General features: G+C 74.1%; 25 protein-coding genes. 10 read left to right on the forward strand and 15 right to left on the reverse strand.

From position 1 onward, the window contains the following. Position 1: 1 nt before the first annotated feature. From VKK44_RS29030 to VKK44_RS29040, 3 genes are read right to left on the reverse strand one after another with little or no spacing between them, the layout of a single operon-like run. Positions 2-247, reverse strand: a complete 246-nt coding sequence (locus tag VKK44_RS29030) for a MoaD/ThiS family protein (RefSeq protein ID WP_343444336.1) — start codon at positions 245-247, stop codon at positions 2-4. Positions 248-249: 2 nt separating this feature from the next. Further along, the gene (gene moaA, locus VKK44_RS29035) at positions 250-1,266 is read right to left on the reverse strand and encodes a GTP 3',8-cyclase MoaA (RefSeq protein ID WP_343444337.1); all 1,017 of its coding nucleotides are present in this window, start codon (positions 1,264-1,266) and stop codon (positions 250-252) included. After that, on the reverse strand, positions 1,263-2,177 hold the full coding sequence (locus VKK44_RS29040; protein WP_343444338.1) for a fructosamine kinase family protein: 915 nt from the start codon (positions 2,175-2,177) through the stop codon (positions 1,263-1,265). The genes moaA and VKK44_RS29040 overlap by 4 nt, the downstream gene beginning before the upstream one ends. A gap of 172 nt (positions 2,178-2,349) precedes the next feature. On the opposite strand from VKK44_RS29040, the gene VKK44_RS29045 reads away from it, so the two are divergent. Beyond that, entirely contained in the window at positions 2,350-3,519 is a 1,170-nt protein-coding gene (locus VKK44_RS29045) for a DUF4192 domain-containing protein (RefSeq protein WP_343444339.1), read from the forward strand. A gap of 44 nt (positions 3,520-3,563) precedes the next feature. On the opposite strand, the gene fdhD is transcribed toward VKK44_RS29045, so the two are convergent. Continuing rightward, a complete protein-coding gene (gene fdhD / locus VKK44_RS29050; RefSeq protein ID WP_343444340.1) occupies positions 3,564-4,418 on the reverse strand; it encodes a formate dehydrogenase accessory sulfurtransferase FdhD in 855 nt (284 codons plus the stop codon). Between the two features lie 198 nt (positions 4,419-4,616). Here fdhD and mobA point away from each other — a divergent pair, with 198 nt between their 5' ends. The 3 genes from mobA (at position 4,617) to VKK44_RS29065 (ending at position 6,650) form a co-directional block, all read left to right on the forward strand. Continuing rightward, positions 4,617-5,216 carry a molybdenum cofactor guanylyltransferase gene (gene mobA / locus VKK44_RS29055; protein ID WP_343444341.1) on the forward strand — a complete coding sequence of 200 codons (600 nt, stop codon included), beginning with the start codon at positions 4,617-4,619 and terminating at the stop codon, positions 5,214-5,216. Next, complete coding sequence (locus VKK44_RS29060; RefSeq protein ID WP_343444342.1) at positions 5,213-5,470, forward strand: DUF6457 domain-containing protein; 258 nt, start codon at positions 5,213-5,215, stop codon at positions 5,468-5,470. Before mobA ends, VKK44_RS29060 begins: the two co-directional genes overlap by 4 nt. A gap of 79 nt (positions 5,471-5,549) precedes the next feature. Then, on the forward strand, positions 5,550-6,650 hold the full coding sequence (locus tag VKK44_RS29065) for a T3SS (YopN, CesT) and YbjN peptide-binding chaperone 1 (protein WP_343444343.1): 1,101 nt from the start codon (positions 5,550-5,552) through the stop codon (positions 6,648-6,650). Between the two features lie 114 nt (positions 6,651-6,764). Here the strand turns inward: VKK44_RS29065 and VKK44_RS29070 are convergent, their stop codons facing one another. Then, positions 6,765-7,223 carry an Lrp/AsnC family transcriptional regulator gene (locus VKK44_RS29070; RefSeq protein ID WP_343444344.1) on the reverse strand — a complete coding sequence of 153 codons (459 nt, stop codon included), beginning with the start codon at positions 7,221-7,223 and terminating at the stop codon, positions 6,765-6,767. A 59-nt stretch (positions 7,224-7,282) separates the two neighbouring features. Between VKK44_RS29070 and ddaH the strand changes: the two genes are divergently transcribed. Further along, entirely contained in the window at positions 7,283-8,116 is an 834-nt protein-coding gene (gene ddaH, locus VKK44_RS29075) for a dimethylargininase (RefSeq protein ID WP_343444345.1), read from the forward strand. 55 nt (positions 8,117-8,171) lie between these two features. Here ddaH and VKK44_RS29080 read toward each other — a convergent pair whose 3' ends face one another. Together VKK44_RS29080 and VKK44_RS29085 are read right to left on the reverse strand one after the other, a co-directional pair. Further along, positions 8,172-9,392, reverse strand: a complete 1,221-nt coding sequence (locus VKK44_RS29080) for an ABC transporter substrate-binding protein (RefSeq protein ID WP_343444346.1) — start codon at positions 9,390-9,392, stop codon at positions 8,172-8,174. 48 nt (positions 9,393-9,440) lie between these two features. Beyond that, positions 9,441-10,268: an alpha/beta hydrolase family protein gene (locus VKK44_RS29085; protein WP_343444347.1), complete on the reverse strand. Its 828-nt coding sequence runs from the start codon at positions 10,266-10,268 to the stop codon at positions 9,441-9,443. Between the two features lie 56 nt (positions 10,269-10,324). Between VKK44_RS29085 and VKK44_RS29090 the strand changes: the two genes are divergently transcribed. After that, on the forward strand, positions 10,325-10,915 hold the full coding sequence (locus VKK44_RS29090; RefSeq protein WP_343444348.1) for a bacterial proteasome activator family protein: 591 nt from the start codon (positions 10,325-10,327) through the stop codon (positions 10,913-10,915). 37 nt (positions 10,916-10,952) lie between these two features. Here VKK44_RS29090 and VKK44_RS29095 read toward each other — a convergent pair whose 3' ends face one another. The 3 genes from VKK44_RS29095 to VKK44_RS29105 form a co-directional block, all read right to left on the reverse strand. Further along, complete coding sequence (locus VKK44_RS29095) at positions 10,953-11,765, reverse strand: HAD family hydrolase (RefSeq protein WP_343444349.1); 813 nt, start codon at positions 11,763-11,765, stop codon at positions 10,953-10,955. Next, positions 11,765-12,586, reverse strand: a complete 822-nt coding sequence (locus tag VKK44_RS29100; protein WP_343444350.1) for an HAD family hydrolase — start codon at positions 12,584-12,586, stop codon at positions 11,765-11,767. The genes VKK44_RS29095 and VKK44_RS29100 overlap by 1 nt, the downstream gene beginning before the upstream one ends. Before the next feature lie 169 nt (positions 12,587-12,755). After that, entirely contained in the window at positions 12,756-13,490 is a 735-nt protein-coding gene (locus VKK44_RS29105; RefSeq protein ID WP_343444352.1) for a hypothetical protein, read from the reverse strand. 126 nt (positions 13,491-13,616) lie between these two features. Between VKK44_RS29105 and VKK44_RS29110 the strand changes: the two genes are divergently transcribed. The 3 genes from VKK44_RS29110 (at position 13,617) to VKK44_RS29120 (ending at position 15,348) form a co-directional block, all read left to right on the forward strand. Beyond that, the gene (locus VKK44_RS29110) at positions 13,617-14,045 is read left to right on the forward strand and encodes an OsmC family protein (protein ID WP_343444353.1); all 429 of its coding nucleotides are present in this window, start codon (positions 13,617-13,619) and stop codon (positions 14,043-14,045) included. A 140-nt stretch (positions 14,046-14,185) separates the two neighbouring features. Beyond that, the gene (locus VKK44_RS29115) at positions 14,186-14,530 is read left to right on the forward strand and encodes a metallopeptidase family protein (protein WP_199199675.1); all 345 of its coding nucleotides are present in this window, start codon (positions 14,186-14,188) and stop codon (positions 14,528-14,530) included. Positions 14,531-14,625: 95 nt separating this feature from the next. Further along, positions 14,626-15,348 (forward strand): AIM24 family protein, encoded by a 723-nt coding sequence (locus tag VKK44_RS29120; protein ID WP_343444355.1) that lies wholly within the window; start codon positions 14,626-14,628, stop codon positions 15,346-15,348. A 44-nt stretch (positions 15,349-15,392) separates the two neighbouring features. On the opposite strand, the gene pheA is transcribed toward VKK44_RS29120, so the two are convergent. The 4 genes from pheA to VKK44_RS29140 all read right to left on the reverse strand — a co-directional run bounded on the left by pheA (position 15,393) and on the right by VKK44_RS29140 (position 18,332). Further along, entirely contained in the window at positions 15,393-16,349 is a 957-nt protein-coding gene (pheA, locus tag VKK44_RS29125; RefSeq protein WP_343444356.1) for a prephenate dehydratase, read from the reverse strand. 10 nt (positions 16,350-16,359) lie between these two features. After that, a complete protein-coding gene (locus tag VKK44_RS29130) occupies positions 16,360-16,881 on the reverse strand; it encodes a hypothetical protein (RefSeq protein WP_343444357.1) in 522 nt (173 codons plus the stop codon). 27 nt (positions 16,882-16,908) lie between these two features. Beyond that, positions 16,909-17,364 (reverse strand): hypothetical protein, encoded by a 456-nt coding sequence (locus VKK44_RS29135; RefSeq protein WP_343444358.1) that lies wholly within the window; start codon positions 17,362-17,364, stop codon positions 16,909-16,911. A gap of 233 nt (positions 17,365-17,597) precedes the next feature. Beyond that, positions 17,598-18,332 (reverse strand): hypothetical protein, encoded by a 735-nt coding sequence (locus VKK44_RS29140; protein ID WP_343444359.1) that lies wholly within the window; start codon positions 18,330-18,332, stop codon positions 17,598-17,600. Positions 18,333-18,494: 162 nt separating this feature from the next. Between VKK44_RS29140 and VKK44_RS29145 the strand changes: the two genes are divergently transcribed. After that, a complete protein-coding gene (locus tag VKK44_RS29145) occupies positions 18,495-19,709 on the forward strand; it encodes an arginine deiminase (protein ID WP_343444360.1) in 1,215 nt (404 codons plus the stop codon). Positions 19,710-19,779: 70 nt separating this feature from the next. Here VKK44_RS29145 and VKK44_RS29150 read toward each other — a convergent pair whose 3' ends face one another. Beyond that, positions 19,780-20,664 (reverse strand): DUF5926 family protein, encoded by an 885-nt coding sequence (locus VKK44_RS29150; protein ID WP_343444361.1) that lies wholly within the window; start codon positions 20,662-20,664, stop codon positions 19,780-19,782. Positions 20,665-20,701 lie beyond the last annotated feature (37 nt).

Raw genomic sequence — 20,701 nt, forward strand, 5'->3', positions numbered from 1 at the left:
CTCAGCCGCCCGCGAAGGGTGGCAGCACGTCCACCGTGACCCCGGCCGGCAACGGTGCCTGACGATCATGACAGGCGACGCCGTCGACCAGGAAACTCGCCGCCCTGAGCACCACCGTCAGTCGCTCACCGTGGCGGGCGGACAGGTCGTCGAGGAGTTCGTCCAGCGACCGGCCGGCGGATGCGGTCTCCTCGGCACGGCCGGCGGCGGCCCGCGCGCCGGCGAAGTAACGGACGGTCAGCTCCACCGTCACCCTCCGATCGCGGACATCGGCCGGACCGGCTGGAGGAAGGTCGGATCGTCGATGCCGTGCCCGGCCCGCTTGCCCCACATCGCGGCCCGCCAGCGCCGGGCCAACTCGTCGTCGTCGACGCCCGCCCGCAGCGCGGCCCGCAGGTCCGACTCGTCGGTGGCGAAGAGGCAGTTGCGCACCTGGCCGTCGGCGGTGAGCCGGGTGCGGTCGCAGTCGCCGCAGAACGGCCGGGTCACGCTGGCGATCACCCCGACCCGGGCCGGGCCGTCGTCCACCAGCCACGTCTCGGCCGGCGCGGCGCCCCGCTCGGTCGGGTCGGGCCGCAACGCGAACTCGGCGCGCAGGGCGGCCAGGATCTCGTCGGCGGTGACCATGGTCGACCGGTCCCAGCCGTGCTGGGCGTCCAGCGGCATCTGCTCGATGAACCGCAACTCGTAGCCGTGCGCCAGGGCGAAGCGGAGCAGCGCCGGCGCCTCGCCGTCGTTGACGCCGCGCATCAGCACCGAGTTGATCTTGACGGGGGTCAGCCCGGCCGCCACCGCGCCGGCCAACCCGGCGAGCACGTCGGCGTGCCGGTCGCGCCGCGTCAACGTGGCGAACCGGGCCGGGTCCAGCGTGTCCAGCGAGACGTTGACCCGGTCCAGCCCGGCCGCGCGCAGCGCCGGCGCGAGCCGGGCCAGACCGATGCCGTTGGTGGTCAGCGAGATGCGCGGCCGGGGCGACAGCGCGGCCACGGCCGCCACGATGCCGGGCAGGCCGGGCCGGATGAGCGGCTCACCACCGGTGAAGCGCACCTCGGTGACGCCGAGCCGGCGCACCGCGACACCGACCAGCCGGACGATCTCGTCGTCGGTGAGCAGTTGTGGACCGGCCAGCCAGGGCAGGCCCTCGGCCGGCATGCAGTAGGTGCAGCGCAGGTTGCACTTGTCGGTCAGCGAGACCCGCAGGTCCCGGGCGACGCGGCCGTACCGGTCGGTGAGGACCCCGTCGGCCGTCGTCCGGGGGGCGGTCATCCGTCGACGGTAGCGCGTCGGACGCCGCCGAGCGCGGCGCGGGCGGTGGAGACGACGGCCTCCGCGTACGCCGCGCCGAACAACGCGGTGTGCACCAGCAGCAGGTGCAGTTGGTGCAGCGGCACCCGCTCGCGCCAGCCGTCGGCCAACGGCCAGGCCTCCCGGTAGGCGGCCAGGACCCGCTCGAACTGCGGTGGGCCGCCGAAGAGCGCGAGCTGCGCCAGGTCGGTCTCGCGGTGGCCGCCGTGCGCGGCCGGGTCGATCAACCAGACCCGGCTGTCGGCGCCCCAGAGCAGGTTGCCGGACCAGAGGTCGCCGTGCACCCGGGCCGGCGGCTCGTCGCCGCCCCACTCGCCGACCCGGTCGACGACCTGCTCGACAAGCGCCGTCGCGGCGCCGGTGAGCGCGCCGTTGTCGACCGACATCCGAAGGTACGGCAGCAGCCGGCACCGGGCGAACCACTCCGGCCACGGCCCCGGGTCGGGCGTGTTGTCCTGCGGCAGCGCGCCGATGAACCCGGTCCACTCCGCGCCGAACGCCGGCGCGCCGGCCCGGTGCAGCCCGGCCAGCCCGCGGCCGAACGCCTCCGCCGCCTCCGGGCCCGGCTCACCCGGCTCCACCCAGTCCAGCGCCAGCAGTTCCGGCAGCGCGACCAGCACCTCCGGCACCGGCACCGCGTCGGCCTCGCGCAGCCACCGCAGACCGGCCGCCTCGGTGGCGAAGAAGCCGGCCGGCACCGGCCGCGTCGCCCGCTCCGGCCAGGTCTTCGCGAAGACGGAGTGGCCGTCGTCGAGCGTGAGTCGCGAGGCGGCGCAGATGTCACCGCCGGAGACCGGCGTCTCCCGGATCCGCTGGTGGGTCAGGAACGTCGGCAGGTGCTCCGGGTGTGCCCTCAGGTACGCCAGGTCCATGAGCGCAAGGTAGCCGTTGGCTGGGACAAGCGTCGGCCGTGTCGTACCGAGACGGGTGGCGAACCTCGCCCACCTGCGCCGATACGTTCAGTAGTTGTGGACGAGCGGCATGTCGTCAACAGGGCGCGGCGCGGGCCTGCCACGGTGACCGGGGCCCCCGCACGCTCCCGGCATGAACTCCACCGAGCGTCCCCGCCTCTCCGTCCGCTCGCCGGCCGACCTCGTCGCCGCCGTGCCCTACCTGCTCGGCTTCCATCCCGAGGACAGCGTGGTGGTGGTCGCGGTGCGGGGCCGGCGGGTGGTCTTCGCCGCCCGCGGTGACCTGCCCGAGCCGGGTGCCGACCCCGGTCCGGCGGCTCGGCACCTGGCGCAGGTGGTGGCCCGGCAGGACACCGACGCCGCGACGGTCATCGGCTACGGGCCGGCCGCCCGCGTCACCGGCGCGGTGGACGCGGTCGGCGCGGCGCTGGACGACGTGGGGCTGATCGTCCTCGACGCGCTCCGGGTGACGGACGGCCGCTGGTGGTCCTACCTCTGCGACGAGCCCGCCTGCTGCCCGGCCGAGGGCACGCCGTACGACCCGGCGGCGAGCCGGGTCGGTGCGGCGGCCGTCTTCGCCGGTCAGGTCGCCCTGCCCGACCGGGCCGCGCTGGCCGCCCAGGTGTCGCCGGTGGGTGGTCCGGTCCGGCTCGCCATGCGCCGGGCCACCGGGCGGGCCCGCCGCCGGTTGGCCGCACTCACCGGGGAGCCGCCCGGCGAAACGGCCGGGAGCGGCGGAACGGCCGGGAGCGGCGGAACGGCTGGGAGCGGCGGAACAGCTGGGAGCGGCGGAACGGCCGGGAGCGGCGGAACGGCCGGGAGCGGCGGAACGGCCGCCGGACCGGCCGGGCGGGACGGGGTGGCGCGGGCCGTGCGTGCGGCCGGAACGGCGGCGGTGCGGGCCGCGTTCCGCCGGCAGGGGCGCGGTGAGCGACTCGACGACGACGAGGTGGCCTGGCTGACCGTGCTCCTCACCCACCTCGTGGTACGCGACCACGCCTGGTCCCGCACGGATGGGCGGGACACCGACATCAGCCTGTGGACCGACGTGCTGCGGAGGGCCGAACCCGAGCTGACCGCGGCGCCCGGGACGCTGCTCGCGTTCGCGGCCTGGCGCTCCGGGCACGGCGCACTGGCCGCCGTCGCCCTGGAACGGGTGCTCGCGGCCCATCCCGGCTACTCCCTCGCGGTGCTCCTCGACGACGCGCTCCGCCGTGGGCTGGCCCCGTCCGAGCTGGACGGTTGGCCTGGCGTCGCCGGCCCGGCGGTACTGCGCCGCCGCCGGCGTCGCCCACGCCGCTGAGTCGGGCAGCGGTGGTGTCCCCCACGCCGCTGAGCCGGCGCGGGTCAGCGCGGCACGCGCTGCGCCCCGGTGTAGACGTTCATGGTCGGGCCGCGGAGGAATCCGACAAGTGTCATTCCGGCCTCCTCGGCCAGTTCGGCGGCGAGCGTGCTGGGCGCGGAGACCGCCGCGAGCAGCGGCACTCCGGCCATCCACGCCTTCTGGGTGAGCTCGAAGCTGGCCCGACCGGACACCAGCAGGACGTGACCGGCCAACGGCAGCCGGTCCGTCCGGGTGGCCCAGCCGATCACCTTGTCCACGGCGTTGTGTCGGCCCACGTCCTCCCGCAGTGCCAGCAGTTCGCCGTCGGCGGTGAAGAGCCCGGCCGCGTGCAGGCCGCCGGTGCGGTCGAAGGCGCGTTGCGCGGCACGCAGCCGGTCGGGCAGTTCGGCCAGCAGTTCGGCGGTGACCTCCAGGGGGTCCTCCCGTACGGCGAACCGGGAGCGGGTGCGCACCGATTCGATGCTCGCCTTCCCGCACACCCCGCAGGAGCTGGTGGTGTAGAAGTTGCGGGCCGGGTCGGTGGCTGGCTCCGGCACGCCGGGGGAGAGCACCACGTCGACGACGTTGTAGGTGTTGGGGGTCTCTGCTCCGGAGCAGAGCTGCGCGGTGTGCACGTCCTCCGCCGACCGGATCAGCCCCTCGGTCAACAGGAAGCCGATCGCCAGGTCCAGGTCGTCGCCCGGGGTGCGCATGGTCACCGCGAGCGGTCGGCGACGGCCGGGGCCGGCCGGTCCGACCCGGATCTCCAGCGGCTCCTCCACGGCCAGCGTGTCCTGCCGGCGGACCCGGGCCCGGCTGTCGCCGGTCGCCCCGAGGTCGATCCGCAGCACTTGACGCCGGTCTGTCGCCCGTCCCATGCCGTCATCCTCTCCCGCGCCCCGCCCCACCCGCACCTCAGCGCCCCACCTGGCGCTTCTCCCACCCCGCCCCCGGGCACCCGCGCTCCCACCGGACGAGGCGGACGACGGGTGGAGCGCCGGGTCCCACGACGGCCCCCGGACACCCGTGACGTCGGCGCACGCCCCGCCGGCGCGGGCCGTGGGTAGGGTGAGGCGGTGACCGGGTACGCGGCGGTGCTGCTCGCCGGCGGCGCGGCCCGACGGATGGGTGGGGTGGACAAGCCGGCCCGCCCGGTCGGTGGCCGGCCGATGCTGCACCGGGTGCTGGCGGCGGTGGCCGACGCGGACGAGCGGATCGTGGTCGGCCCGTCCGGCCCGGTGCCCGGGGGCGTGCGGGTGACCCGCGAGGAGCCCGCCGGGGGTGGTCCGGTGGCGGCGACCGTGGCCGGGCTGGCCCTGCTGCGACCCGGTACGACCACGGTCGCCCTGCTCGCTGCCGACCTGCCTCTGCTCACCGTCGCCGCGGTGGCGGAGCTGCGGCGCGCGCTGGACGGGTCGACCGCCGGGCTGGCCTGCTACGTGGACGGCGACGGTCGCCGGCAGCAGCTCTGCGGTGTCTGGCGGTTGCCGGCGCTGCGCGCGGCGGTGGAGCGGCTGGTGGCGGAGCGCGGCGGCACGGTCGACGGCGCGGCGGTACGGGGCCTGCTGGCCGGTGCCACGGTTCGGGAGGTGGCCTGGTCCGGTGCCGGGCCGCCGCCCTGGTTCGACTGCGACACTGACGAGGACGTACGCCGGGCCGAGGAGTGGACGACATGACGGTGTTGGACGACTGGGTCACCGCGGCCTGCGCCGAACTGGAGCTGGATCCGGCCGAGGTGCCGGTGTCGGCCGTGCTGGACGTGGCCCGGGACGTGGCGCATCAGGTGGTGCGGCCGGGGGCGCCGGTCAGCGCGTACCTCCTGGGGGTGGCTGTGGGGCGCGGCGCAAATCCGGCCGAGGTGGCCGCCCGGCTCAGCGCGCTGGCCGGGTCCTGGCCGGTGGAGCTGGACGGGACGACGCCGGTGGAGTAGCGGCTTGTCCGATCCCGGTCGGCTGTGATTCGGTCCCTGCCGTCCGTGGGTAGGGTGGCGGGAACGGACGGAGGCGATCATGACGGCAGACCACCCCTCGGCGCCGGTCGACAAGCCTTCCGGCGGTACGCCGGAGCAGTACGAGTCGATCCTGCTCGACGAGCCGACCACGGCCGACCTGCGGGCCAAGGTGGCCGAGGCCTGGCGGGAGTTCGCCCGGGCACTGGCCGAGCGGCTGCGCGAGCTGCCCGCCGGTGGTCATCTGGAGGTCACGCTCGACCCGACCGCCTCGGGCACCGGGGATGCCGTCTACTCGGTCAGCGCGGACGCCGGCGAGGACGGTGTGCTGTCGGGTCGGGCGGTCGGCAACGCCACGCTGCCGGCGGGTTACCGGCTGGACCGGGCGGCGGTGGCGGACATGGTGGCGCTGGGCTGGTCGCCGCCCGGCGTGGTGGCGGGCTCCGGCGAGCAGTTCGGCCTGGACTGCGGCGTCGACGAGGCGACCCGGTTGTCCGCGGTGCTCTCCCGGACGCTGCGGGACGTCTACGGCGCCCCGCATCCCGCCTTCCTGGTCTACCTGGTGCACGACGCCGAGGGTGAGCCGCTGCCGGTGGAACCGCTCGGCACCGCCCGCAGCGAGTTCGGCCCGAACGGGGACGTGGAGGCCGACCTCGACGAGGCGCTGGCCGCTGCGGCGGCTGCCCAGGCGGGTGAGAACGACGTGCTGGCCCTGGAGGAGCGGGTCCGTACGGTCGTCTCGACGATGTTGAAGTCGAACTCCGACCAGGTGCAGGTCGACTCCGACGGTGACATCAACATCCGGGCCGGCTCGGCGATGGTCTTCGTGCGGGTCCGCGACAATCCGCCGCTGGTCGACGTCTTCTCCCCGGTGCTGACCGAGGTCGAGCCGACCGAGCGCCTCTACGTGAAACTCTCCGAGCTGACCAACCGGATGCCGATCGGCCGGCTCTACTGCGCCGACGACACGGTCTGGGCGTCCATCCCGGTGTTCGGCCGCAACTTCCAGGCCACCCACCTGATGTTGGCCGTGCAGGTGATGACCGGTCTGGCCGACGAGCTGGACGACCGGCTGCACGGCGAGTTCGGCGGCAAGCGTTTCTTCGGCGAGGGCGACAAGCCGGCCCGGCCGCAGGAGCACCGCACCGGCATGTATCTCTGACGGGTCCGGGTCGGCGCACGTCGAGCAGCGTCTTGCCGACGGTGGATCGCGGCGTGTGCCTCGGCGGCCCGCTCCGGCGGGAAGCGCTGGGCGATCGGCGGCCCGGAGTCCGGGTCAACTGACGGAGGGTCCGACACCGGGGGACTCGACCAGCCGGGACAGCACGATGGTGCTGCGCGACGAGGTGACGAACGACTCGGCGCGCAGCCGTTCCAGGGCCTCCTCCAGGTGGGCGATGTCGGCGGCGCGCAGGTGCACCAGCGCGTCCGCCTCGCCGGAGACGGTGTAGGCGCCGACCACCTCGGGGTGCCGGCGGGCGGCGACGCCGATCTGCGCGGGCGTGGTCCGGCCGGCGCAGAACAGCTCGACGAACGCCTCGGTGGTCCATCCCACGGCGGCCGGGTCGACGACCGCGGTGAAGCCGCGGATCACGCCGGCGGCGCGGAGCCGGTCGACCCGGCGCTTGACGGCGGGGGCGGAGAGTGACACCCGGGTGCCGATGTCGGCGTACGAGGCGCGGGCGTCCGCCACGAGCAACGCAATGATTCGCTGGTCGACCGCGTCTATCTGCAACGTTCCGCCTCTGGGAAGCAATGGTTGTGGCTGTTACCAAAGTTCCAGCCTACCTACTCTTGGTGACCGTGAACCAGCAGCGAGTCTCGCGAAAGCGGACATATCTCATGTGCTCGCCGGAGCACTTCGCGGTCGAGTACGCGATCAATCCGTGGATGGACCTGACCACGGCGGTCGACGCCGACCTGGCGGTCAAGCAGTGGGACCGGCTGCGCGAGACGCTGGTCGGGCTCGGCCACGACGTGCACCTGCTCACCCCCGAGGCCGGCCTGCCGGACATGGTCTTCGCCGCGAACGGGGCGTTCGTGGTGGACGGCACGGTCTACGGCGCCCGGTTCAAGCACGAGCAGCGGGCCGCCGAGGCCGCCGCCCACCGGGCGTTCTACGAGGCGCAGGGCTGGCACTTCATCGCGCCGAGCGAGACCAACGAGGGCGAGGGCGACTTCGCGTACCTGCCGGACGCGCACGGTGGCCTGGTCCTCGCCGGCCACGGTTTCCGCACCGAGCTGGCCGCGCACGCCGAGGCGCAGGAGGCGCTCGGTCGGCCGGTGGTGTCGTTGCGCCTGGTCGACCCGCGCTTCTACCACCTCGACGTGGCGCTCGCCTCGATCGACGACGGGAACGTCGTCTACTACCCGGGCGCGTTCTCCGCGGCCAGCCAGAAGGTGCTGACCCAACTGTTCCCGGACGCGGTCGTCGCGGACGACGAGGACGCCCTGTCGTTCGGCCTGAACCTGGTCAGCGACGGGCTCAACGTGGTGTTGAACAGCGACGCCACCCGGCTGGCCGGCAAGCTGAAGGCGGCCGGCTACCACCCCGTCCCGGTGGAGCTGGCCGAGCTGAAGAAGGGCGGCGGCAGCGTGAAGTGCTGCATCGCCGAGCTGCGGCACTGACCACGACACGCGCGAGGGCGGCCTCCCCGGAAGGGGGGCCGCCCTCGTCGTCGCGTCAGCCGAGCGTGGCCAGCTCGTTGATCACCACGTTGGAGAGCATCCGGCCGTCGAGCTGCACCTTGCGCAGGTACCACTTCTGCTGCGGGGTGCGCGGCTGGTTGAACTGCCAGGACCCGCGCGGGCTGTCGATCTGACCGATCTTGCCGAGCGCGAGGTTGACCTGCTGCGGGGACACGTTCCCGCCGACCAGCCGGATCGCCTTGTCCAGCACCAGCCCGGCGTCGTACGAGGCCATCGCGTACGTGGTCGGGGACGTGTTGAACGTCTTGCGGTACGCCGAGGCGAACACCCGGTTCGCGGTGTTGTTCAGGTCGGCCGAGTAGTTCAGCGCGGTCTCGATGCCGTACTTCTCGATCAGCGCCCGGTCCCGGCCCTTCTCGCCGTCGTCGAGCTGGTCGAGGACGGTGCCCTCGGTGAGGAACCCGGGCGCGTAGATCGGCCCCCGGTAGCCCTCGTCGTAGAGCTGCTTGACGAACTGCACCGCCTGCGGGCCGGTGTAGTGGCAGAAGACCGCGTCCGGCCGGCGCCCCAGCGCCTTGCGGATCGGCCCGGCGTAGGCGCCCTTGCTGGGGTTGGCGTAGTCGGGCGTGTAGATCGGGTCCTCGGTGAGCCGGCGGCCCTGCTCGTAGCCGCGTCGCAGCCCGTCGACGACGTCCCGGCTGCCGGCGCCCTGGGTGCCGAAGATGGCGATCCGGCTCGACGCGTCCAGGTTCTGCCGCAGGTACTCGCCGAGCGCCACGCCCGGCTCGTCCAGCACGTACGAGGTACGCCAGATGTAGACGACGCCCTGGAGCGTGGCGGGGGAGGCGTTGGAGCCGATCAGCGGCACCCGGGCCTCTTCCACGGCGTCCCGGATGCCGGTCATGACGGCCGGGCTGACCACCCCGGTGAGCGCCAGCACGCCCTCCTTGAGCAGCCGGTCGACGGCGGCCTTGCCGGTCGCGACGCTGTCGCCCTCCTCGGCCGGCACCACGGTGACCGGGTGGCCGCCGAGCTGCTGGCCGTGCGTGGCGAGGAAGAGCTGGAAGCCGTTGGCGATCTCGTCACCGATGACCTTGTTCGGGCCACTGCCGGGCACGATCAGACCGATCTTGACCGGGCTGCCGGGGGCGGCCTGGTCCGCGCTGTCGTCGCCGGAGCCGCAGCCGGCCGCGAGCCCGGTGGTGCCCAGTGCGGCCAGCAGTTGCAGGGCTCGCCTGCGGTTCATCTGTGCCACCGACTTCCTTCCCGCCGGGGTGGCCAAGGTGCACACCCCTCCGGCGTTCTACCTGGTCGACGACGCTGCGTCAATGCCGGGTTGATCACCGTGCAGGGACCGCAACGCCGCCACCACCCGGGGCCAGGCGGCCGAGTCCGGCGCGATCAGCCCGAAATGCTCGCATTCTGGCAGCTCAACGAGCGTGGCGGAGCCGCCGGCGGCCCGGTCCGCGGCCACCCAGGAGCGGCTCATCGACACCGGAACCTGCTGGTCGAGAACGCCGTGTATGACTACCGTGCGTGTTCGAATCGGTACCAATGCCGATGGATCGGTGGCGGCGTACCGGTCCGGCACGTCGGCCGGGCCGCCGCCGAGCAGCGCGGCCACCGCCCCGGCGTCCAGGTCCAGCCGGTACGCCTCGGCGAGGTCCGCGACCGGGGCCAGCGCCAGCACCCCGCCGGTGGTGTCCGGGGCGTGGGCCGCCACGTGGAGCGCCAGGTGGCCGCCGGCGGAGTGGCCGACCAGGATCGGCGGCACCGACGCCACCCGGCCGGGCAACGCGGCGGCGGCCAGCCCCGGCAGCGCGGCGACGCCGGCGAGCACGTCGGTGAGCGGATTCGGCCACCCACCGTCCGGATGGCCGGTCCGACGGTATTCGAGCTGGGCCACCGGATGGCCGAGCGCGGCCAGCGCCGCCGCCATCGGCCCGGTGTGGGTCCGGTCGTACTCCGCACGCCAGAAGCCGCCGTGCACCACGACCACCAGCGGGCGGGCGGGCCCCTCGCCGGCCGGGCCGCGCAGGTCGGCGCACTGGTCCGGGTGGTCGCCGTAGGCGACGGTGGCGTCGGGCGGCGGGGCCGGCCGGGTCAGCACGTCACGCGGGTCGCTGGGCATGCCCGGACGCTAGCGTGCCCGGTCCGGGCGCGTGCGCGTGGCCGGGGTGGGTAAAGATGGGTGCCATGACCGAAGCACACTCCGGCGGACACGACGACGAACAGGCCGACGACGGCATCCCCGGCACCGTGGTGGTGGTCGGCCCGGACGGTCGACCGGTCGGCACGGTGCAGACCGAGGAGGGCAAGGGCGAGGATCCGACCCGCCTGGTCGAACAGCCGGCCAAGGTGATGCGGATCGGCAGCATGATCAAGCAGCTGCTGGAGGAGGTGAAGGCCGCCCCGCTGGACGACGCCAGCCGGCACCGGATGCGCGAGATCCACGAACGCTCGATCGTCGAGCTGAAGGAGGGGCTCGCCCCCGAGCTGCGCGAGGAGCTGGAGCGGATCTCGCTGCCGTTCACCGAGCAGCAGGCGCCCAGCGAGGGCGAGCTGCGCATCGCCCACGCCCAGCTCGTCGGCTGGCTGGAAGGGCTGTTCCACGGCATCCAGGCCGCACTGGTGGCCCAGCAGATGGCCGCCCGCGTCCAGCTGGAGCAGATGCGCTCCGGCCGGCAGGCGCTGCCCAGCGGCCCGGGCGGGATGGTCCCCGGCATGCCGGGCATGCCCGGCGGTGCCGAGGGCCACGCGCCCGGCCAGTACCTCTGACCGACGCCGGCCGGGGCGCGTCACGCGCCCCGGCCGCTCAGTCCACCCCGAAGACCTTCTCCAGGTACGCGGCGACGCCGTCCTCGGTGTTCGCCCCGGTCACCTCGTCCGCGATCTCCCGGACGGCCGGGTGGGCGTTCGCCACCGCCACCGCCCGACCGGCCCAGGTCAGCATCGGCACGTCGTTCGGCATGTCGCCGAACGCCAGCACGTCCCGCTCGACGATGCCCAGCCGGGCCGCGTACCAGGCCAGACCGGCCGCCTTGGTCACCCCGGCGGCGGACACCTCGATCAGCCCGCTGTACGACGAGTGGGTCGCCTCGGCCAGCCCTTCGAGCGCGCCGGCCACCACCCGGACGAACACGTCCGGGTCCTGCTCCCCGGCCCGGACCAGCAGCTTCACCGCCGGCGCGGCGAGCAGCTCCTCCGGCGACTCGATCGCGCGGATCGCGTCCGCGTCGGCGTCCCAGCGCAGCGGGTAGTGCGCCTCGTGCCGCATCTGCCGGCTGTCCACGATCTCCACCGCCAGGCTCACCCCGGGCACCTCGGCCCGCAGCCGCCGGGCCACCTCGGCGAGCAGCTCCGGGGCGAGCGGGTCGGCGCGCAGCACCTCGTCGGCGGCCGGGTCGTACACCACCGCGCCGTTGGCGCAGATCGCCGGCAGCGGCGCGGCGAGCTGGTCGTACACGAGTTTGAGCCAGCGGATCGGACGGCCGGTGACCAGCACGACCGGCGTGCCCGCGGCGGCGATCCGGGCCAGCACCCGCGCGGTACGCGGGCTGAGCGTCCGGTCGTCCCGGAGCAGCGTGCCGTCGATGTCGCTCGCGACGAGGCGAGGTGGCTCTCCCATCACCGGGAGAGTAGTCGGTCCAGGTAGACCGCGACGCCGTCGTCGTCGTTGCGCAGGGTGATCTCGTCGGCGGCGGCGCGCAGCTCCGGGTGGGCGTTCGCCACCGCCACCCGGGCCCAGCCCGCCCAGCCGAACATCGGCAGGTCGTTGGGCTGGTCGCCGAAGACCAGCACGTCCGCCGGGTCCACGCCGAGCCGCTCGGCGACCACGCTCAGCCCGGTGGCCTTGTCCACGCCGGGCGGGCAGATCTCGACGAAGCCGAGCCCGGCCTGGGTGAGCGTGGCCACCTCCGCCGGCACGATCCGGCGGGCCACCGCCAGCAGCTCGTCGACGTGGTGGTCCTCGGTCCGCGCGAACGCCTTGACCACGTCGCAGGAGAGGCATTCGGCCCGGCTGCGCGCCTCGAACCGGTCCGGGTAGGGCCAGCTCGGGTGGTAGTCGCCCCAGAGCGGCGCGTCGTGCTCGCCGGACGCCTCCACCATCACGGTGAGCGGGCCGACCGCGGCCTCCAGGTCGGCGAGCAGCCGGGCGAGCACCTCGCCCCGGAGCCGCTCGTCGCGCAGCACCAGCGGGCCGGCCGGGTCGCTCTGGTCGACCACCCACCCGCCGCCGGCCATCACCAGGAAGTCGGCGGCGCGGATGTCGTTGCGGCTCAGCTCGGCCAGCCGGGGTCCGCGCCCGGTGGCGCCGACCACCGGAATGCCGGCGGCCCGCACCCGGTCCAGCACCCTGTGGGTGTACGCGGAGACGGTGTCGTCGCTGCGGACGAGCGTGCCGTCGAGGTCGGTGGCGATCAGCTTGGGCAGGCCCGGGCGGGTCATGGTTCCTCCTTCGCCCCGCCGCCGTCACGCCGGCCGACCCGGTCCACGTGTCGCGACCGTCGGACGGCGGGCAGCAACCGTATCTCGCGCGGTGGGGGCCGACCATGGCGTTCCGGCGAATCCGCCGCGAATCCACGGGGGCGATCCGGTGGCCGGTGGGCCGGACCGCTCAGCGGGAACGTTCGGGGCCGGCGAACGGCACGGTCGGCTCCACCGTGAGGTCGGCCGGCGCCGGCGGCGCCTCGTCGTCCCGTGCCCGGCGACGTCGGCGGAGCAGCCGGTCGTCCGGCGCCTCGTCGTCCGCTGCCGCCTCGACCTCCGCCCGGTCGGGGGCCCGGCCGACCAGGTGCAGCGTGACCGCCAGCAGCGCCACCGCGAGGAACGCGGTCACCAGGCCGCGCCCGTGCTCGACCTGGATGTCCCGTTCCGCCGGGAAGAAGAGGATGCGCCGGGCGAGCGGCTGGAGCGAGGAAGCGGTCGCGACCAGCACGCCGAGCAGCGTCGTCGCGAGGCCCAGCCCGGCGATCCGGGCGTGCCGTCGCACCGCCGGGGCCCCGCGCAGCGCCAGCGCCACCGCGACCGACAGGCCGAGCAGACCCACGAGGTACGCCGCCCCGAAACCGCCGATCTCGGCGACCCCGCTGGGCAGCCGGAACGTGGTGTTCCCGTCCTCGCCCTCGTTGGGCACCGTGATCACCAGCCACTCGCCGATCAGCGAGGCGAGCGCGGCGACCGCGCCGAGCCCGGCGAGCACCGGCGGCAGGCGGTGGTCGCGGCCCAGACCGGCCAGCGACCGGCCCACCCGGCCGGAGGGGGCCGCCCCGGAGTCGGCGTCGCCCCACTCCACCACCGTGGTGCCGTCGGCGCGGTTGTCCTGCCTGGGAATGGGGAGATCCTGCGACATCGGCCACCCTTCTCCCGTACGCGGGCCTGCGTCGAATCATGGCACAACCGGCCCCCGGTCACCCGGAGCGCGAGGTGGGCAGGACAGGCGGTGCGGGACGGCCCGCTTTCGGTTAGCGTCGGGGTCATGCCTATCCGTACCGCTTCCGCTCGTTGGCAGGGCAACCTCGCCGAGGGGTCCGGCACCGTCCGCACCGGCAAGGGCGGCCTGTCCGGCAACTACTCCTTCAAGTCCCGGTTCGAGGAGGGTGAGGGCACGAACCCCGAGGAGCTGATCGGGGCCGCGCACGCGAGCTGCTTCTCGATGGCGCTCTCCAAGCAGCTCGCCGACTCGGGCGCCACCGACACGTCGGTGGAGACCACCGCCAAGGTGCACTTCGACAAGACCGACGCCGGCATGACCGTGACCCGCATCGACCTGGAGACCGTCGGCCAGGGGCCGGGCCTCGACGAGGCCGGTTTCACCAAGCTGGCCGAGGCCGCCAAGGAGGGCTGCCCGATCTCCCGGCTGCTCTCCCCGGGCGCCGAGATCACGCTGACCGCCCGCCTGGCCTGATCACGTCCGCGGGCCACCCGGCCGGCATTTTCCTGGAAGAAGGCCCATCGGATCACCGATGGGCCTTCTTCCGAGAAGGTGTGGCGATCTTCGACGGCTGGCGGGCGGGCGGCCGGAGCGGGGAGGATGTGGGCGTGGCCGTGGAGATGAGCCGGGACCGGTTCGAGGAGCTGGTCGGCGAGGCGCTCGACGAGGTGCCCGAGGAACTGCTCGGGCTGATGAGCAACGTGGTCATCCTGGTGGAGGACGACCCACCGCCCGGCGAGAACCTGCTCGGGCTCTACGAGGGGCATGCGCTCACCGCGCGCGGCTGGGACTACTCCGGCGTGCTGCCGGACCGCATCCTGATCTACCGGAACCCGATCCTGGCGATCTGCGACACCGACGACGACGTCGTCGACGAGGTCGCGGTGACCGTGGTGCACGAGATCGCCCACCACTTCGGCATCGACGACGAGCGCCTGCACGCCCTCGGCTGGGGCTGACCGGGCCCCGCCCGACCCCCGCTCGGCCGATCCCCGCGGTTGCGCCCGTCCCCTAACCTCCGGATCAGGCACACCCCGATGCAGGAGGAAACCCGATGCGCAGCGAGCTGTTCTCCGCGGAGAACCTGGAGAAGGAGTCCCAGCAGCCGGGCATGCGGCTGCAGAACTCCAAGATGCTGAAGATCGAGCTGAACGGCGAGGCGATGGCCCGCGTCGGGTCGATGGTCGCGTACCAGGGCCAGGTGCAGTTCCAGGCGCTCGGCTCCGGCGGCATCGGCAAGTTCATCAAGCAGCGGCTCACCGGCGAGGGTGTCCCGCTGATGAAGCTCTCCGGTCGCGGTGACGTCTTCCTCGCCGAGGCCGCCAAGGACGTGCACGTCATCGACCTGGAGCCGGGCGACGCGCTCTCCATCAACGGCTCCAGCGTGCTGGCGTTCGACTCCAGCCTCCAGTACGACATCAAGATGGTCAGCGGCATGGGCATGGCGTCCTCGGCCGGCCTGTTCAACTGCGTCTTCACCGGGCACGGCCGGATCGCCGTCACCACCAAGGGCACCCCGGTGGTGCTGAACGTGGACGCGCCGACGTACGTCGACCCGCAGGCCGCGGTCTGCTGGTCGGCCAACCTCCAGACCGGCTACCACCGGGCCGAGCAGCTCGGCCTGGGCACGCTGCTCGGCCGCAGCACCGGCGAGGCGTTCACGATGAGCTTCGCCGGTCACGGCTTCGTCGTGGTCCAGCCGTCGGAGGAGCCGCCGGTGGCCGGCAGCGGCGCCCAGCAGCAGCAGGGCGGCCTGCTCGGCGGCCTGTTGCAGTGAAGTCTCCGGGCCGGGTGCGACCCTGGGGGGCGCACCCGGCCCGGTCAGCTCAGCTCGCCGGCGCGCAGCCGGGCCAGCCAGGCCGCCGCGTCGGCGTAGTCGGCGTCGGAGAGGCCGGCCGGCGCGGGCGTCGGCCGGTCGCCCGCCGCCGTGCTCCAGCGGTGCCGGGGGTACGACCCGAGAAAGCGCACGCCAGCGCAGACCCGGTGCAGCCCCTGCAACGCCTCGCCGAGACGGACGTCGGCCACGTGCCCGGTGCAGTCCAGGAAGAACACGTACCGCCCGAGCGCCTCACCGGTCGGGCGGGACTCGATGCGGGTCAGGTTCACGCCGCGGACGGCCAGCTCCATCAGCACGGACAGCAGCGCGCCCACCCGGTCGTGCGCGATGTAGACCGCCAGCGAGGTGAGGTCGTCACCGGTCGGTGGCGGAGGCGTCCCGGGGCGGGACAGCAGCGCGAACCGGGTCACCGCGTCGGGATGGTCGGCGATCTTGTCGGCGAGCACGGTCAGCCGGTGCCGGGCGGCGCCGATCGGGGCGCAGATCGCGGCGTCGTACTCGCCGGACGCCGCGCCGGCCGCGGCGGCGCCGTTGGAGAGCACGTCGACCACGGTGGCGTCGGGCAGGTGGTCCCGCAGCCAGCCACGGCACTGGGTGGACGCCTGCGGATGGGCCGCCACGCTGCGCGCCACGGCCGTCGTGACGCCGGGCCGGCCGGCGAGCACGAACTCGACCGGCAGCACCACCTCCCGGGTGATCACCAACGGGTCGCCCTCGGCCAACTCGTCGAGTGTCACCCCGACCGCGCCGCCGATGGAGTTCTCCAGCGGCACCAGGGCGGCGTCCGCGTCCCCGGCCCGTACGGCGTCCAGCGCCTCGCCCACGCTGCGGGCCGGCGTGCGGCTCCCCCGCTCGGCGGCGGGCACGGTGCGCAACGCCTGCTCGGCGAAGGTGCCCTCGGGACCGAGGTAGACGAAGCGGGTCGGCGGTGTTCCGGGCATGGCGACCAGCCTACGCACCCGGGGGACCGTCGCAGGCCAGGGTGCGGATGCCCGTGGGCGCGGTGGCGCGCACCTCGACGCCGCACACGTCCGTCCCGGCGGTCACCAGGGTGGGCGTGCCGGACCGGCCGCGCGTGACCACCTGGAGTTCCTCGTGCCCGGAGACCGCCAGCACGGTGTACTGCCAGCCCTCCGCGCACAGCGGGCCGGTCCGCACGGTGATCCGGACGTTGCGGGGCAGGACCCCGGCGGAGCCGCGCAGCATCGCGACGATCCGGTCGCCGGACGGTGTGCCCCGGCAGGGCGTGGCGACCGGGTCGGGGGCCGGTGGGGTGCGCGCGGGCAGGGACGGGACGGCCGGCACGGTCGGGGTCGCGCCCGGCGTGGGCGTGGCCGACGCCGAGGCGCGTGGGGCGCTGGTCGCGGTGGCCGGCGGGTCGCGCAGTTCGGGCGGGGTGCCGCAGGAGGTCAGCACGAGCAGCGTGAGCAGCGTCACCGGGGCATGCCGACGGGCGGACGGGGCAGGGGGCACGGGTGGTCCTCGACCTCGGACGAGCGGTCAGAGCACGGAGAAGAAGGTGAGCGAGCCGGCCACCGCGGCGCCGGTGAGCACCGGCGTGGAGATGGCGTCCACCGTCGTTCCGGCGTCGGAGCCGGGCCCCTGGACCCGGAGCAGGCCGCGGGCGAGCCGGCCGGAGAGCAGCGCGAGCAGCGGTGGGATCTTGTCGGTTTCCTGCTCGGTGAGCTCGCTCGGGCTGGCGGTGAAGTCGACCAGGCGCAGGCCACCTTCCAGCAGCGGCCGGCCGATCACGTCCTCCGGCGCACCGAGGCAGAGCAGGTCGCAGCCGGACGAGGAGATCGCCACCACGGTGGTGTCGGCGTCGATCAACAGACACGGCTCGGCGGCCCGGGAGACCGTCCCGGACCACTGCGCGAAGTTGTCGGACTCCTGCTCGGTGCGTGTCTCCGCCGGGGACGCGAACACTTCCGAGAGTGAGAGCTCGACGTGGGCCACCGCGCCTCCTATGTACACCGACGGTCCGTCCACGCTAGCCGGTCGGCACGGGCGACCTTCCGGCCGCGCTGCGCTCTCCCGGCCGCCGGTGCTGCCCGTGGGCCGGGGTGGCTCGGGTGCCGGGGACATGCGTCGGTGCGGCGGGAGCCCCGGGGGTCGGGCGGCCGGCGACGACGCGGATCGACGGAACCGGTCGGGGCGGTGCCGCGGACCGCGTGGCGTCGCCGGAGACGTTACCGGCGGGCGGCCCGCTTGTCAGCGGCCGTTCGGCCCTCGTCATACCACCGGTAGTCGGCAGATGGACGGTACGTGCCGTTCAGCCACGTCGAGGGCGCCTGGGCGACCCGCGACAATTTTTCGGCGGTGGCCGGGCTGATCCGGTTGCCGGCGGCCACGAGCAGCCGGTCCAGCTCCCGGTGGGTGGCCATGAGGCAGTCCTTCGGGAGGCCGTAGACGCTGATCACGCCGGAGCCGACGAACGTCAGCACCGGTGTCACCGGGATCGGCAGCCCGACCGCGTCGGAGAGCGCCTTGCTGGCCCGCTTGGCGTCCCGGCGCGCTTCGGCCACATAGGGCGGACGCTTGCCGTTGATCTGCACGACGTCGCCGGCGACCAGCACCCGGGCCCGGCCGTGGTCGGCGACGGTGACCGCGAAGAGGCCGCTCGGGCCGATCGCGAGGAACCCGGCCCGGTCGGACTCGCCCTGGTCGAACAGCGCGTCGGCCGGGTCCGTCCGGGGCCACTCGATGACGTGCCAGGCGGGACCGAGGTGGTCGAGCTGCCCCAGGGCGCGGGCCCCGGCGGCCTCCAGCCGGCGGGCGCCCCGCTCGGCACGGCGGCGGCGGGCCCACTCCAGAGGAGTCGGTCGAGCCGGCTCGAGCGCCGATGCGGTATCGACCCGGGGATGTGCCGCGGAAGGCGGCAGAGCCCGGCTCGGCACGGCCCGGCGAGCGGGAAAGACAGTCATCGCGACCTCCGGCAAAAGGTCTCTCGAAGTTATGTCTCCACTACCCTACGTTGCGCACCCGGGGGTTCGGCAAGTTGGACCGCCGGAGTGAGTGTGGATGAATGCCATATTCATTCACACTTCTTTTCCGGATGGTGCGGAAGCCTGCCCTAGGCTGCGGGGGTGACGCACTACGTGGACAGCGAAGTGGCTCGACTCGGCACGGTACTGCTGCACCGCCCGGGGCCGGAACTCGCCCGCCTCACCCCACGCAACAACGACTCCCTCCTGTTCGACGCTATCCCATGGGTGGGACGGGCGCAGGAGGAGCACGACGCGTTCGCGGCGGCACTGCGCTCGCGCGGCGTGGAGGTGCTCTACCTGGCCGACCTGTTGGCCGAGACGCTCGCCGTGGCGGACGCCCGGGCCGAACTGACCGAGCAGGTGCTGCGGTCCCCCCGCCTCGGCGACACCCTCCGCGCCCGGGTCGCCGACCACCTGGCCTACCTCGACCCGGCCGCCCTCGCCGACGTGTTCATGGCCGGGCTCGCCCACGAGGAACTGCGGATCGGCGCCGAACGGCCGGGCGGTCTGGTCTGGACGCTGATGGACCGGCACGACTTCGTCATCGACCCGCTGCCCAACCTGCTCTTCACCCGAGACTCGTCGGTGTGGATCGGCGACCGGGTGGGCGTGACCAGCCTGGCCATGCCGGCGCGGCGGCGGGAGACATCGCTCACCGACGCGATCTACCGCCACCACCCGCGCTTCGTCGGCACCGAGTTCGTCTACCACCCCGGGCTGGAGCACCTGGAAGGCGGCGACGTGCTGCTGCTCGCCCCGGGCGTGCTCGCCGTCGGCGTCGGCGAGCGCACCACCCCGGCCGGTGCGGAGCGGCTGGCCCGGCAGGTCTTCGCCGCCGGGCTGGCCCACACCATCCTGGTGGTGCCGATCGCCCAGGAACGCGCCACCATGCACCTGGACACGGTCTGCACCATGGTCGACGTGGACGCCGTGCTGATGTACCCGAACATCGCCAGCGAGCTGTCCGCGTACACCGTCGTCGCCGGCGCGGACGGCGAGCCACGGGTCGACGGCCCGGCGCCGTTCCTGCGGGCCGCCGCCGACGCGATGGACCTCGACCAGCTCCGGGTGATCGACACCGGCCTCGATCCGGTGACCGCCGAACGCGAGCAGTGGGACGACGGCAACAACACGCTCGCCCTCGCGCCGCGCCTCTGCGTGGGCTACGAACGCAACGTGGAGACCAACGCGCAACTGGAGCGGGCCGGCATCGAGGTGATCGCCATCGCCGGCTCGGAGCTGGGCTCCGGCCGGGGCGGCCCCCGCTGCATGTCCTGCCCGCTGGTCCGCGAGAAAGGCGGGGCCCCCGCTTGACGCCTCCGGTAGAGCAGGGGCCCCTTCTTGACATCCAGTGTCAAGAAGGGGCCCCTGCTCACCGCGGGGGTCAGCGCAGGGTGAGCTGACGACCGAGCAGGCCCTGGCGGGCCCGGCGGCCGGCCGCGTCCAGCGGCTCCCGGTCGGCGAGCGCCTCGGCGTAGCGCTTGGCGAACTCGGCGACCGGACCCTCCCACTCGACGGCCGGGGTGTCCTCCGGCAGGTCCCAGACCGGCGCCAGGCGGCCGTGCGCCCGGAACATGCCGGCGAACCGGGTGTCGTCGCCGAGCGTCAGCGCGCCGGTCGCGCCCAGCCGGGACAGGGCGTCCAGCGCCGCGTCCTCGTCGTCCGGCAGCACCCAACGCACGTGGGCCTTCTCCGGCACCTGGCACCAGTACGCCGCCCGGGCCGCGTCCAGCTTGACCGTCGGGTAGACCGCCGCGTTGGCCCGCTCCAGGGACGCCTGCACGGTCGGGTCGTCGGTGGCGCCCGGGTCGAGCCAGAACTCGAACCCGTCGTGCATGCTGATCTCCAGCGGCCCGTCCACCAGGATGTCCTGGAGGCGAGGACCGGGCCCCGGCAGCGGCGGCACGCTCACCTGACCGCCCGGATCGGTCCGCAGCGCGCAGAGCAGCGCGTCCGCCAGGTCCCGGGAGACGTCGCCGGACTGCTGGTGGCGCTGGAGGCCGATCAGGACCCGCCCGTCCGGCTTGGCCACCGCCGGGGCCGCCATCGGCAGCACGGTGGCCAGGACGACCGGCCGGTCGCCGTACTCCTCGACCAGCTCGGGGGTCAACCGCAGCGGCGCGGACGCGGCCGGCACCAACTCCCGCAGGGCGATCCACTCCGGCTCGTCGACCAGGCCCTCGAACGGTCGGGGCACGAAGACGTCGCGCACCTTCTCCCGCTTGGGGGTGGCTTCGGTGGCCCGTTGGCTCTTTCGACGCTTGCTCACGGCCAGACAGCCTAGATGGCCGGAGGCCCGGCCGGGG

The organism is Micromonospora sp. DSM 45708 (genome assembly GCF_039566955.1).
In the GTDB taxonomy this organism is placed as follows: Bacteria; Actinomycetota; Actinomycetes; order Mycobacteriales; family Micromonosporaceae; genus Micromonospora.

What these genes read in the sequence shown, in the direction of transcription:
- VKK44_RS29100 (WP_343444350.1), bottom strand. Translation starts at nt 12,586, where the DNA reads ATGACCCGCCCGGGCCTGCCCAAGCTGATCGCCACCGACCTCGACGGC.
- VKK44_RS29120 (WP_343444355.1), top strand. Translation starts at nt 14,626, where the DNA reads ATGCGCAGCGAGCTGTTCTCCGCGGAGAACCTGGAGAAGGAGTCCCAG.
- VKK44_RS29045 (WP_343444339.1), top strand. Translation starts at nt 2,350, where the DNA reads ATGAACTCCACCGAGCGTCCCCGCCTCTCCGTCCGCTCGCCGGCCGAC.
- VKK44_RS29040 (WP_343444338.1), bottom strand. Translation starts at nt 2,177, where the DNA reads ATGGACCTGGCGTACCTGAGGGCACACCCGGAGCACCTGCCGACGTTC.
- fdhD (WP_343444340.1), bottom strand. Translation starts at nt 4,418, where the DNA reads ATGGGACGGGCGACAGACCGGCGTCAAGTGCTGCGGATCGACCTCGGG.
- moaA (WP_343444337.1), bottom strand. Translation starts at nt 1,266, where the DNA reads ATGACCGCCCCCCGGACGACGGCCGACGGGGTCCTCACCGACCGGTAC.
- VKK44_RS29090 (WP_343444348.1), top strand. Translation starts at nt 10,325, where the DNA reads ATGGGTGCCATGACCGAAGCACACTCCGGCGGACACGACGACGAACAG.
- VKK44_RS29105 (WP_343444352.1), bottom strand. Translation starts at nt 13,490, where the DNA reads ATGTCGCAGGATCTCCCCATTCCCAGGCAGGACAACCGCGCCGACGGC.
- VKK44_RS29065 (WP_343444343.1), top strand. Translation starts at nt 5,550, where the DNA reads ATGACGGCAGACCACCCCTCGGCGCCGGTCGACAAGCCTTCCGGCGGT.
- VKK44_RS29085 (WP_343444347.1), bottom strand. Translation starts at nt 10,268, where the DNA reads ATGCCCAGCGACCCGCGTGACGTGCTGACCCGGCCGGCCCCGCCGCCC.
- pheA (WP_343444356.1), bottom strand. Translation starts at nt 16,349, where the DNA reads ATGCCCGGAACACCGCCGACCCGCTTCGTCTACCTCGGTCCCGAGGGC.
- VKK44_RS29095 (WP_343444349.1), bottom strand. Translation starts at nt 11,765, where the DNA reads ATGGGAGAGCCACCTCGCCTCGTCGCGAGCGACATCGACGGCACGCTG.
- VKK44_RS29060 (WP_343444342.1), top strand. Translation starts at nt 5,213, where the DNA reads ATGACGGTGTTGGACGACTGGGTCACCGCGGCCTGCGCCGAACTGGAG.
- VKK44_RS29110 (WP_343444353.1), top strand. Translation starts at nt 13,617, where the DNA reads ATGCCTATCCGTACCGCTTCCGCTCGTTGGCAGGGCAACCTCGCCGAG.
- VKK44_RS29140 (WP_343444359.1), bottom strand. Translation starts at nt 18,332, where the DNA reads ATGACTGTCTTTCCCGCTCGCCGGGCCGTGCCGAGCCGGGCTCTGCCG.